This window comes from Nocardia sp. XZ_19_369, assembly GCF_015355715.1.
Classification (GTDB): domain Bacteria; phylum Actinomycetota; class Actinomycetes; order Mycobacteriales; family Mycobacteriaceae; genus Nocardia.
Window position 1 is genome coordinate 595,168 of record NZ_JACVED010000001.1, and the last position, 11,445, is coordinate 606,612.

Here is an 11,445-nt window from a genome sequence, read left to right on the forward strand (position 1 = left end):
TGACCCGGCAGGTCGCCTCCCTACGCCGGACCCGCCGCCGACCGGCCATCATGCGCGTCGAGCGCCGGACTCGGTGCGCCGGTCCGCGGGTTGCCACCTTCCCGCGCCGGGAATCGCGACAGCAAACGCCGGGAACTTCGCCGGGCACCAGCTCCGTTCGGCGCGGCCCCGTCAGGCAGTAGCGCCGAAACCAGCGCCCGCGCTGCCACCCAAGATGCCGCCGGCCACACCACCGGCCACCGCGGCCGGGATGCCCAGGACTGCGGCACCCGCAGCAGCGCCGACACCCGCACCGATCGCGGCACCGGCCCCCGTGGTTGCCGCGGCGACCGGCCAAGCCGCGACGAAGGCTGCGCCGATCGCGGGCAGCGCGCCGACGCCACCGGTCGGGATGCCCGCGGCGGCGGCCGCGATCGCACCGCCGGCGGCCGTGCCCGCGACGCCGATCGCGAAGCCGATGCCCGCACCGACACCGGCGCCGATGGCCGCGCCGCCGACACCGCCGACCACGGCGGCCGGGATGCCTGCGAGCGCGGCACCGCCCAGTGCGCCGCCGACGGCACCGGCCGCAGTTGCGGCGGCGATCTTGTCGGAGCGGGACGGGTTGATGCCGATGGAGCGGCCGCCGGTGGCGATGGCGGCCTCGACGCCGGCGGCGGTGCCGTTGACGCCGTCGAGGAGATCGTTGGGAACCTCGTCCGGGACCGGGCTGGTCAGATCACCGATGCGCAGGGTGCGCGGCGGTGGCGCGATGGGTGCGACGGGCTCGACCGGCTCCGGGGCGTGCAACTGCTGCGGTTGGATCGGCGGTGCCGGTTCCGGTGTGGGGACCGGACGGGCGTTTTTGAGACTCTGCCCGTCGGCGGGGTCGGGCTTCGGGCCGACGGCACCCTGCTGATTCGGGGTGGTGACGCCGGGCTGGCTGGGCGAACGCTCGGGCACGACCGGAGTGCTCGGCGTGCTCGGGGTGGTCACGCCCGGCTGCGTGGACGGGCCGGGATCGGCGACCGCCGCACCCGCGCAGGCGACCGCGATGGCCAGCGGCAGGGCGCCGACGATCGGACGCAAGCTACGCCGGGTCGCCGGAGTGTTCAGTTTTCGATACCGACGAGCCACGTCGAAGCACCACCATCAGGTTGGGTCAGCCAGCACGTCCCCGCGTACTGCGCGCTCGCACCCTATCCGTAGCTGATCGGATGCTGTCAAGTCGGGAAGCAGCTGGATTTATCGGGGATGACCAGGCAACACTCCGCTAAATGTCCGATTTGCCGCAGATAGCCATTCGCCGCTTTCAGCCATGCCGCTTTCGACCCGGCACATGGCTACGGCAACGCACGAGCAGTCCATGGTGTGGCACTCACGCGCCACGTACTCCGCTCAGCTGGAGGAGGATTCGCCCCGCATCAGCGCGCCGAGCGACTCGCGATCGGTGACGTCCATCTTGATGCAGGCGCGGTAGAGATGCCCCTCCACGGTGCGGACCGAAACGGTGAGGCGGTCCGCGATCTGCCGGTTGGACAGCCCTGCCGCAACAAGATTGGCGATCTCGCGTTCGCGAGCGGTGAGCGGCAGCGGCTGGGCCGCCTGCCGCAGCGCGGGCGTGCTGGCACCACCGCAGGCCGCGGCCAGCCGGTTGGCCGCGGCGGCGGACTCCAGCAGGCGGCGGCGATCGCCCGCGCGCTCGTGCGCCGAAGCCGCCTGGGCGGCCGCGTCGGCGGCGGAAAGCAGCACCCCGATCCGCTCGAATTCGGCTGCGGCGGCGTCCAATCCGGGTCCGTCGTGGGCGGCGAGGGCGACCGCGTGTTTGGCCTGCACCTGCACCAGCCTGCCGTCCACCTTCGCGGCGAGGTCGGCGAGCCGCCCGGCCGCGGAGTGGTCGCCGAAGCGGGCCGCGGCGTGCAACGCCATGGCCTCGATCGCGTGCTGGTTCGAGCGGGCGGCCGCGTCGGCCGCGCTCATCGCGAGCCGGATGGCCGGGGTGACGGTGCCTTCCGCGGCGGCCTGCCAGGCGCGGGCGATTTCGAGCTGCGGTTCGTAGACGGCACTGTGCCTGCCGCCGCGCGCGGTCGCCTCGCCGATCGACTCGGCCGCCTCGGCGGACCGTCCCAGCGCCGAATAGGCCTCGGCGAGACGGATTCTCGCGGGGAACATCCACGCCGCCGCGCCTTCTGCGGCGAGGGCGGCCAGTGCCTGCTCCAGATTTTCGATGCCGTCCGGGAAGTGCCCCTGCGCCACGTCGACGGTGCCCTGCAAAATCTTGGACATACCCCAGGCCAAGTACTGGCCGGGCGCGGAATAGCCGAAATACGCTGCGGCGCACAGCCTGGCGGCCTCGAGATCACCGGTCAGGAACAGTGCGAGTACCTCGGCGTGCGTCGACATGAAACGGTTCATCCCGTCGATGTCGCTCTCCACCTCATGGCCACGGGCCGCGTATTGCAGGGCGGCCTCGCCCCGGCCCATCAGGGTCAGCGCGAGCCCGCCGCCGAAGGACGCCCACCAGACCGCCCACGGCGGTGCGCCTTTCATCGACATGACCTTCTCCGCCTCGGTGAGCGCGGCGTCGATCCGGTTCTCGTTGACCGCGCACGCGGACGCCAGCCCGTCGAGCATGGCCACGAACTTCGGATGCGCGACTTTGCCGCGGATCAGCGTCAGCACCTCGTCGGCCCGGTCGGCGTCCCCCATGGCCCACAACAGATTCGCCACCCGCGTGCTACCCCAACGTGCCACCTGCACCTCGGTGAGCTGGTCGGGATCGAAGGTGGCCAGCATGCGTTCGGCCTCGATGCGATGGCCCTGCCACAGCAGAGCGCGCGCGAGCAGGTCGGCGGCTTCGACACCACCGCGCCGCTCCACCGCCGCCCTGGCGAAGCGTTCGCCCAGCGGCAGATTCGCCAGCCCGATGGCATCGGCGGCGGCCGCCTCGAACAGCTCCAGATCGGCGGATTTGTCACTGTCCAAAGCCAATTCGGCGAGCCGGATGCGGTCGGCGGCGGAGTTGATCGGCCGTTCCTTGAGCGAGGAGTACAGCCTGCCGCGCAGCCTGCGGGCCGAGGCGATGCCGAGCCTGCGCCGGATCACCTCGCCGAACAGCGGATGGTTATAGCGCACGGTCAGCTGGTGCGAATTCTCGACAACCCGGATCACACCACGGGTTTCGGCGGACTCCACCGCCTCCTCACCGGCCAGTTCGGACAGCACGTCGAGGTCGATCGGCTCGCAGAAGGTGAGCAGTTCCAGTACGTGCAGCACGTCCTCGGGCAGCTGCTCGACCCGATCCTCCAGCAGCGCAGCCAGTTCCGAGGTGACCGCGGCGCGCCCGCGCAGCTGCCACACGCCGTTCACCTGGCGCAGCGAGCCCGCCTCCAGCGCGCCCTCCACCAAATGCCTTAGGAACAGCGCGTTTCCGCCGGAGGACTCCCACATCAGGTTGGCGGTGAAACCTTCGAGCTGCCCGCCCAGCATCGACTCGACCAGGTCGACACTCTGCCGCTGGGTGAACGGGTTCAGGTCGATGCGCAGCAGGTGGCCGTCTTTCCACAGCGAGGTCACCGCGTCGGGCACCTGCACCCCGCTGCGCACGGTGGCCACGATGTGCGCCGCCTTATCGATGGCCAGCTGCAAGAGCAGCGTCGCCGACAACTGATCGAGCAGATGCGCGTCGTCGACCCCGATGATGGTGTGCCCGTCCGCGAGCAGCGCCTCACGCGCCGCGGACATGAACGTCACCGGGTCGTGCGCCGTATAGACGCCGACCATATGCGCGAACACCCCGAGCGGGATGCTGCGCGCCGATTCGGTGCCCGCGACCCAGCGGATATTGCCGCCGACGGCGGCCGTTGCCTGTCTGGCCAGTGTTGTCTTGCCGACGCCGGCATCGCCGGTGAGTACCGCGCCGACATGTTCCGTGCCGGTGAGGGCCGCGCGGATCGCCTCGAACTCGGTCACACGCTCGATCATCGGCCAGTTCCGAGCCATGACTCTTACTGTAGTTCGCTACCGACCATGATCGTAGAGATCGAACGATGAACAGCGGCAATCATTCAGCCGGACTATAACTTTCCGGTCTCAGCCGAGCACGTCGTGCCGGACGATGGTCTGATCGCGACCCGGTCCGACACCGATGCAGGAGATGCGGGCGCCGGACAGTTCCTCCAGCCGCAGCACGTACGCCTGGGCGTTGGCGGGCAGCTCCTCGAAGGTGCGGGCCTGGGAGATGTCCTCCCACCAGCCGGGCATCTCCTCGTAGATCGGCTTCGCGTGGTGGAACCCGGTCTGGGTGGTCGGCATCTGCTCGACCCGCTCGCCGTCTACGTCGTAGGCAACGCAGATCGGCACCGTCTCCAGGCTGGACAGCACGTCCAACTTGGTGAGGAAGTAGTCGGTGATGCCGTTGACGCGGGTGGCGTAGCGGGCGATCACCGCGTCGAACCAGCCGCACCGCCGGGCCCGGCCGGTGGTGACGCCGACCTCGCCGCCGGTCTTGGCCAGGTACGCGCCGAACTCGTCGAACAGCTCGGTCGGGAAGGGGCCGGAGCCGACGCGGGTGGTGTAGCACTTGAGGATGCCGAGCACCGCGGTGATCTTGTTCGGCCCGACGCCCGCGCCGACCGCCGCGCCACCCGAGGTCGGGTTGGACGACGTCACGTACGGGTAGGTGCCGTGGTCCACGTCGAGCAGCGTGCCCTGCGAACCCTCGAGCAGCACGGTCTCGCCGTTCTCCAGGGCCACGTTCAGCTTCAGCCGGGTGTCGGCGATGCGGTGCTTGAAGCCCTCGGCCTGCGCCAGCACCTCGTCCACCACCTGCTGCGGGTCCAGCGCACGCCGGTTGTAGATCTTGACCAGCACCTGGTTCTTGAACTCCAGCGCGGCCTCGACCTTCTGGGTGAGGATCTTCTCGTCGAGCACGTCGGCCACCCGCACGCCGACCCTGGCGACCTTGTCCTGGTAGCAGGGGCCGATGCCGCGACCGGTGGTGCCGATCTTGTTGTTGCCGAGGAAGCGTTCGGTGACCTTATCGATGGCCACGTGGTACGGCATGATCAGGTGCGCGTCGGCGGAGAGCAGCAGGCCCGAGGTGTCGACGCCGCGCTCCTCCAGTCCGGCCAGCTCGTCGAGCAGCACACCGGGATCGACCACGACACCGTTGCCGATGACGTTCGTCACGCCCGGGGTGAGAATGCCGGACGGGATCAGGTGCAGCGCGAAATTGTCACCGCTGGGCAGCACCACGGTGTGGCCGGCGTTGTTGCCACCCTGGTATCGGACCACCCATTGCACCCGGCCACCGAGTAGATCGGTCGCTTTGCCCTTACCCTCGTCGCCCCACTGGGCGCCGATCAGGACGATTGCCGGCATTGTCTTGTCTCCTACGGTTCGACGTGCAACACCCGGGAGCTGGCAGCCGGTCGAGCCGGCGGGGCGGGTAAACACCAGTGTTGCAGCTACCTGCCGTATCGAGGCGGTGGCCGGGAGCACAGTCTAGTAGACGCGTCGTCAGCGACGTCGGACCGGATCTCGTCGTAGTGTGATTGGCGGCGTCGAGCTCCCGCCGCGGGCGCGACAACCATGTGGCCGGAGCCCGGCAGGGCTATGGTTGCAGCCGTCGGAACCGGGCTGGGGTCGGCGGAAGTGGCGAAGGGTCCGACGGCGTGTCGGCTCGAACCGAGGAGGGTGTACGGCAGTTTGAGTACCCACGTTCTCCGTTGCGACGGCGCACCGGTACCTATCGCCCTCGCGGCGCTGCCGAGCAGTTCGACGGCCGCCATCCCCGATACCACCGAGATCGACGAGCTGCTGCCCGTGCTCGCGGCCGACAGCCTGCCGCGCCTCATCGTGCTCGGTGACGACGCCGCGCTCGCCACGGTGCTCACCCACCTGATGCGCACCGAACGGCTGCACGTGGAGATCGGCTACGTGCCGGTCGACAAGACCTACGGTTCCCGCGCCTATCAGACCGGGACCGGCAATGCCGCCGCCAAGCGGGCCATCGACGGCCGGGCCACCGAGGTGCCGCTGATCCGGGACGACACCGGGCAGGTGCTGGTCGGGCGGGCCAAGATCACCGGTGTCGACGCGGCGAAGCTGGAGGGCGAGGCCTACGTGGACGACGTGCAACTGTTCTCCGGCAAGGTCGCGGCGATGCTCGTGTCGCCGATGCTGCACCAGCCCGGCGTGCGGGCCACCACGCAGCGGGGCATGCGCAAGCGCCGCTGGATCGAGGGGCGCGCCGCCCAGCTCGGCACGCCGGGCGCGGTGGTGACGCGCGACGGTGTCCGCAGCGACCGCACGGTGCCCCGGTCGAGTTTCTATCGGCACCACGAGCCCTGGTTGCTGGTCCGATGAGCTCCCCCTTCGCCGCCGACCGGCGGTCGCGCGCGGTGCGGCCGAGCCCGATCTTTCTGCTCGTCGTCGTCATCACCATCGTCGGCGGCGCGCTGGCCTGGGATGCCGAGGTGGACTCCACCCGGGCCAAGGTCGGCGTGTTCGTGCTCGTGGTGTTCGGCTGGATCATCACGCTGTGCCTGCACGAATTCGCGCACGCTTTCATGGCTTGGCGCGCGGGTGACCACGAGGTCGAATTGCGTGGGTATCTCACGCTGAATCCGTTGAAGTACAGCCATCCACTGCTGTCGATCGTGCTGCCGATCGTATTCATCGCATTGGGCGGCATCGGTTTACCGGGCGGCGCGGTTTACGTACACACGCACAACTTCTCGCCACGCACGCAGCGGATAATCAGCGGTGCGGGCCCTGCGGTGAACGCGCTCTGCGCGGTGCTGCTGTTGGTGATCGTGCAGCTGTTCGGCAGTGCCGCAGCGCATCCCGCGTTCTGGTTCGGGCTGAGCTTCCTGGCGTTCTTGCAGATCACCGCGACGCTGCTGAACCTGATCCCGCTGCCGGGACTCGACGGCTACGGAATACTCGAGCCCTCGCTCAGCTACCAGACCAGGCGCTCGCTCGATCAGTTCAAACCGTTCGGCATGCTGATCTTGTTCGCGCTGCTGTTCACGCCCGCCATCAATCAGGTCTTCTTCGACGCGGTGTACGCGTTGTTCGAAGTGTCTGGGGTGCCGTCGAATTGGTCGCGCTTCGGTAGTTATCTGACGCGCTTCTGGACCTAGGGCCTGTCGCAAAGTCCGGCCGGATCCAGCCCCCCGGAGGCGCCGGATGGGACTTTGCGACAGGCCCTAACCGCCGGGGGCGGAACGGGCTGCGGGGATCGATTCGAGCGAGTAGGGTCCGAACTCGATGATCACTATGGGGGGAATGGGGTATTCACACGTACGAGATCGGTAGTAACCACGATCGTCGTGCAATCACTTGGCACACCACGCGATAGTGGCCGGACTGCCGTCTTCGGACCGGCGTCACCGTCGATGACCGGGCCCGGCCGAGCCGCCACCGCGCGCTGACGCGCGCCCGCAGCAGTGAAAACCGGCCGCAGCGCCGGGGTTTTCGGCTGCCCATGAGCGAAATGTGGGAGCAGGACCACTATGACGAACACATCGACAGCGACGGTTTTGTCCGTCGTGATACCCGCACTGAACGAAGCGAAGTGCATCGAGCGCACGCTGGACCGACTGGTCGCCCAGGACGCGATCGACGAGATCATCGTCGTCGACAACGGTAGTCAGGACGACACCCGCCAGATCGTGCGCGACTACGCGGTCGACCACCCGGAGGTCGCCCTCATCGAGGAACCGACCCGCGGCATCCCCGCCGCCCGCAACGCCGGATTCGACCGGGCCCGAGGCGATTTCCTCGCCCGCACCGACGCGGACACCCTGGTCGCGCCGGACTGGGGCGAGGTCATCCGGCACAACCTGACCGAGCATCCGGACACCGCCGCGGTCACCGGCATCACCACCTATCACGACTCGCCCATCGGCTTCTTCTTGAAACTCGGCCTGTACCTGCAGGATCGGCGCGGCAAGCTGGGCGGGCCGGTGGGCAACATGCACGGCCCGAACATGGCCATCCGCCGGTCCGCGTGGCGCACGGTGCGGGCCGAGACCACGACGAGAGCGGACGTCGCCGAGGATCTGGATCTGGCGTTGTGCCTGACCAAACGCGGGCTGCGCATCGATCAGCTGACGGACATGCGGGTCGAAACCTCGTCCCGCCGCCGCAGAACCGGGCCGCGCGACTGGTGGCGCTTCCAATTGACGGGGTTGCGCACCATCACCGAGCAGGGTTACCAGGTGCAGCCCTTTCACCGGGCCGTCATCGTCGGCGCCTGGCTGACGCACACCGTGCAGTGGCCGATCTACCGATTCTGGGACTTCGACCGGCGCCGCTTCACGCTGCGTCCGGCGCCGGCCCGGGTCTCCGCGGTCGGCGAAACAGCCAGCGCCACCTGAGGAGTTGGTGCCCCCAAGGCTTGGGGATTCTGTCTGTGCGCCAACGCAACTAGGGTAAACCCAGTGATCATCGCCGGTTGGCCCAGCCGGTAATCAGCAGGCTTCCCGGTCCTGGTCGCACCGACCGTTCGGCGAACTCGCGGCACCGTTGCCGATCGAGTCCCCCTGTGTTTTCACCAATTACCACGCTGACGAGAGCGGCTGTCCAGGGCAGATAACAGACCGTTCTGTAGGAAGCTTCACCCGACCCAGAACTGGAGCAGTACCACCAATGAGCAGCCCCGATTCTGCGACGACCTTATCGATCGTCATCCCGGTCCTCAACGAGGCGGCGTGCATCACGCAAACCCTCGACCGCCTCGTCACCCAGGACGCGATCGACGAGGTCGTCGTGGTCGACAACGGCAGCGACGACGGCACCCGCGAACTCGTCAGCGCCTACGCGCTCGAACACCCCAAAGTCGAACTCGTCGAGGAACCCCAGCGCGGGGTGGCGCGGGCCCGCAACACCGGATTCGACAAGGCGCGTGGGGATTTCATCGGCCGGACCGACGCCGACTGCCTGGTCGCGCCCGATTGGGGCGCGGTCATCCGGCAGCACCTGACCGACCATCCCGACGTCGCCGCGCTCACCGGCATCACCACCTACTACGACTCGCCGGTCGGCTTCCTGCTGAAATTCGGCTACTACCTGCAGGATCGGCGCGGCAAGCTGGGCGGCCGGGTCGGCAACATGCACGGCCCGAACATGGCGATCCGCCGCACCGCCTGGCTGGACGTGCGCGAGGACACCGTCGTCCGGCCGGACGTGATCGATGACCTCGACCTGGCGCTGTGCCTGAGCAAGCGCGGCCTGCCGATCGATCAGCTGAAGCACATGCGGGTCGAGACGTCGGCCCGGCGCAGGCGCACCAGTCCGCGGCGCTGGTGGCAATTCCAGCTGGGCGGCCTGCGCACCATCACCAACCAGGGCTACCAGGTCCTGCCGTTCCATCGCGCCGTCATCGTCGGCGCCTGGCTGGCGCACACCGTGCAGTGGCCGATCTACCGGCTGTGGGACTTCGACCGGCGACGGTTCTCGCTGCGGCCGGGCCAGGCCAGGATGTTCCCGCTCAGCAAGGAAGAAGGCGGCAACTGACGAACACAGAGCCGCCCGGCCGGACGTCGGGCCAGGCGACTCTGCTCCTCGCAACGGGCGTGCTGCCCCGACCCGCACGGCCACCACACCAAATGGCCGGTGGGGCAGTTCGCTCGTGTGCGAAGTGGTCGACCGCGGCACCCCTCGTTCGATCGCGGTCACTTGTTCAAGTTATGAGGTCGGGGCCGCCGGAACACGAGTAGCGGACTACCCAAAGATCAGCGAGGACGCCGCGCACAGCGGCGGGTGCGCACCCAGATCCGCTGAGTAGTCGGGTCATTCCTCGGGGGTGACGAACGGTTTGGGCACCGTCGGCGGCAGCAGCGCGATCGCGGAGATGCGCTTCATGCCACACACCTGCATCAGATCCACCACGATCGAGCGCACCTGGGCGAACACCACATGGGCCGAAAGCCCGGCGCCCTCAACGAGTTCCGGCCGCGCCTCCTTGGCGACGGTGCGCAGCACCCTGGCCGCCTCGGCCTGGTCGGGCTGCTCACCGGGATCGGCGAGCATCATCCGGCGCACCACATCGATTGCCTGGCCGAGCCGTTCGACCTCATCGATCAGGCGGGGATCGAGTATCTCGTCGTCCTGTACCAGGGTGAGCGAACGGCGCAGCAGCACCCTGGTGTTACGCACCGCGTTGTCGAGCGGGTCGGCGGTGGCCTTGATGCGTTCGAGGCGGGCACGAGAGTTCCAGTACAGCGGGGAGATTCGGCTGATCTCCTTGCCGCCCTCGAGCGTGGCCCGCAAAGTGTCCAGTTGCGGCTGCGTCGCACGGACCGCCGCGAGCGCGGAACGCACCTTGTCCGGATTCTGTTCGAGCAGACCGTCGGCGCCCTCGGTGAGCGACTTACTCATCACCGCAAGGATTTCCGCCGCCTGCTCGCGGGCGCGCCGCACCGGATGCAGTGGAATAGATGCCACCACAACGACTCCCACCAAACCACCGACCAGCGCGTCGATCATCCGGGAGAAGCCACCACCCGCCGAGGGCGGCAGCAGCGTCGCGACCAGCACGGCCGAACCGGCCGCCTGCATGGTGATGATGGAGCCGCCGTCGAGGAACACCGCCGCCGCCATGGCGACCGCGACCACCAGCGCGATCTGCCACACGCCGGTCCCCGCGTTGGTGATGAACAGGTCACCGATGCCGATGCCGACCGCGACGCCGACCACCAGTTCCACCGAACGCCGCAACCGGGCGCCGAAGGAGATGCCGATCGACACCACGGCCGCCGTGGGCGCGAAGAACGGCTGCGCGTGCCCGACGAGGTCACGCGCGATGAACCAGGCCAGGGCCGCGCCGAGGGCGCACTGCAGAATCGGCAACGCGGACAGGCGCAGCCGCGCCCACGACGCGCGCAGCCGATCCATGCTGCTCGCCTTGGCGACGCCGACGCGAGAGCTGGGATTGATACTGAGGTCGATCAACTACGACTCAGTCGAGGCCGAGCTCGGACGCGGCGCGCGGGTCACAGTCTTCGAGCAGATCCAGGCAGCGCGCGTACTCCTCCGTCTCGCCGATCACCTTGGCCGCCCGAGCCAGTGCACCGACACTGCGCAGGAACCCGCGGTTCGGCTCATGGCTCCACGGCACCGGGCCGAAGCCCTTCCAGCCGTTGCGGCGCAGCAGATCGAGACCGCGGTGGTAGCCGGTACGGGCGAACGCGTACGCCGCGAGGATGTCGTGATTGATCGGCTCGTCCTGGGCTTCGCCGCTGGTCAGCGCGGCCTCGGCCAGGTAGGCCCAGGCGATCGAGGCCGCCGGATGGTCGGCGGCGACGCGGAACGGATCGGCCTTGTCGAGCAACGCTTCTTCCGCGTCGGAGATTTCGGGCAGGAGTACCGGTTGGGGGCCGAGGAGATCACCGAACGAGGTCATGGGCTTCATTGTGCACCGATGCCCCGATTCCCGGCGCATGCGCTCCGTCGGCA

Annotated in this window: 9 protein-coding genes; 4 read left to right on the forward strand and 5 right to left on the reverse strand. The window is 68.7% G+C overall.

Going from position 1 to position 11,445, the window contains the following annotated elements; all coding sequences use genetic code 11:
• Nucleotides 1-171 precede the first annotated feature (171 nt).
• The 3 genes from IBX18_RS02795 to IBX18_RS02805 form a co-directional block, all read right to left on the reverse strand.
• The gene (locus tag IBX18_RS02795; protein WP_194832181.1) at nucleotides 172-1,116 is read right to left on the reverse strand and encodes a hypothetical protein; all 945 of its coding nucleotides are present in this window, start codon (nucleotides 1,114-1,116) and stop codon (nucleotides 172-174) included.
• A 261-nt stretch (nucleotides 1,117-1,377) separates the two neighbouring features.
• Nucleotides 1,378-3,981 carry a LuxR family transcriptional regulator gene (locus IBX18_RS02800; RefSeq protein ID WP_194832182.1) on the reverse strand — a complete coding sequence of 868 codons (2,604 nt, stop codon included), beginning with the start codon at nucleotides 3,979-3,981 and terminating at the stop codon, nucleotides 1,378-1,380.
• Nucleotides 3,982-4,071: 90 nt separating this feature from the next.
• Complete coding sequence (locus IBX18_RS02805) at nucleotides 4,072-5,361, reverse strand: adenylosuccinate synthase (protein ID WP_135233838.1); 1,290 nt, start codon at nucleotides 5,359-5,361, stop codon at nucleotides 4,072-4,074.
• A 327-nt stretch (nucleotides 5,362-5,688) separates the two neighbouring features.
• Here IBX18_RS02805 and IBX18_RS02810 point away from each other — a divergent pair, with 327 nt between their 5' ends.
• The 4 genes from IBX18_RS02810 (at nucleotide 5,689) to IBX18_RS02825 (ending at nucleotide 9,504) form a co-directional block, all read left to right on the forward strand.
• Entirely contained in the window at nucleotides 5,689-6,348 is a 660-nt protein-coding gene (locus tag IBX18_RS02810; RefSeq protein ID WP_228540270.1) for a hypothetical protein, read from the forward strand.
• A complete protein-coding gene (locus IBX18_RS02815) occupies nucleotides 6,345-7,127 on the forward strand; it encodes a site-2 protease family protein (protein WP_147144012.1) in 783 nt (260 codons plus the stop codon). Before IBX18_RS02810 ends, IBX18_RS02815 begins: the two co-directional genes overlap by 4 nt.
• A gap of 372 nt (nucleotides 7,128-7,499) precedes the next feature.
• Nucleotides 7,500-8,366, forward strand: a complete 867-nt coding sequence (locus tag IBX18_RS02820; protein WP_194832184.1) for a glycosyltransferase family 2 protein — start codon at nucleotides 7,500-7,502, stop codon at nucleotides 8,364-8,366.
• A 271-nt stretch (nucleotides 8,367-8,637) separates the two neighbouring features.
• Entirely contained in the window at nucleotides 8,638-9,504 is an 867-nt protein-coding gene (locus IBX18_RS02825; RefSeq protein ID WP_194832185.1) for a glycosyltransferase family 2 protein, read from the forward strand.
• Between the two features lie 276 nt (nucleotides 9,505-9,780).
• Here the strand turns inward: IBX18_RS02825 and IBX18_RS02830 are convergent, their stop codons facing one another.
• Both IBX18_RS02830 and IBX18_RS02835 read right to left on the reverse strand, forming a co-directional pair.
• Nucleotides 9,781-10,884: an aromatic acid exporter family protein gene (locus tag IBX18_RS02830; RefSeq protein ID WP_194832712.1), complete on the reverse strand. Its 1,104-nt coding sequence runs from the start codon at nucleotides 10,882-10,884 to the stop codon at nucleotides 9,781-9,783.
• Nucleotides 10,885-10,948: 64 nt separating this feature from the next.
• Nucleotides 10,949-11,392, reverse strand: a complete 444-nt coding sequence (locus IBX18_RS02835) for a DUF3151 domain-containing protein (RefSeq protein WP_135233843.1) — start codon at nucleotides 11,390-11,392, stop codon at nucleotides 10,949-10,951.
• Between the last annotated feature and the right edge of the window lie 53 nt (nucleotides 11,393-11,445).

Excerpts from the sequence above, each read along its gene's own strand:
- IBX18_RS02800 (WP_194832182.1), bottom strand. The coding sequence starts at position 3,981 with ATGGCTCGGAACTGGCCGATGATCGAGCGTGTGACCGAGTTCGAGGCG.
- IBX18_RS02805 (WP_135233838.1), bottom strand. The coding sequence starts at position 5,361 with ATGCCGGCAATCGTCCTGATCGGCGCCCAGTGGGGCGACGAGGGTAAG.
- IBX18_RS02815 (WP_147144012.1), top strand. The coding sequence starts at position 6,345 with ATGAGCTCCCCCTTCGCCGCCGACCGGCGGTCGCGCGCGGTGCGGCCG.
- IBX18_RS02820 (WP_194832184.1), top strand. The coding sequence starts at position 7,500 with ATGACGAACACATCGACAGCGACGGTTTTGTCCGTCGTGATACCCGCA.
- IBX18_RS02825 (WP_194832185.1), top strand. The coding sequence starts at position 8,638 with ATGAGCAGCCCCGATTCTGCGACGACCTTATCGATCGTCATCCCGGTC.
- IBX18_RS02830 (WP_194832712.1), bottom strand. The coding sequence starts at position 10,884 with ATGGATCGGCTGCGCGCGTCGTGGGCGCGGCTGCGCCTGTCCGCGTTG.
- IBX18_RS02835 (WP_135233843.1), bottom strand. The coding sequence starts at position 11,392 with ATGACCTCGTTCGGTGATCTCCTCGGCCCCCAACCGGTACTCCTGCCC.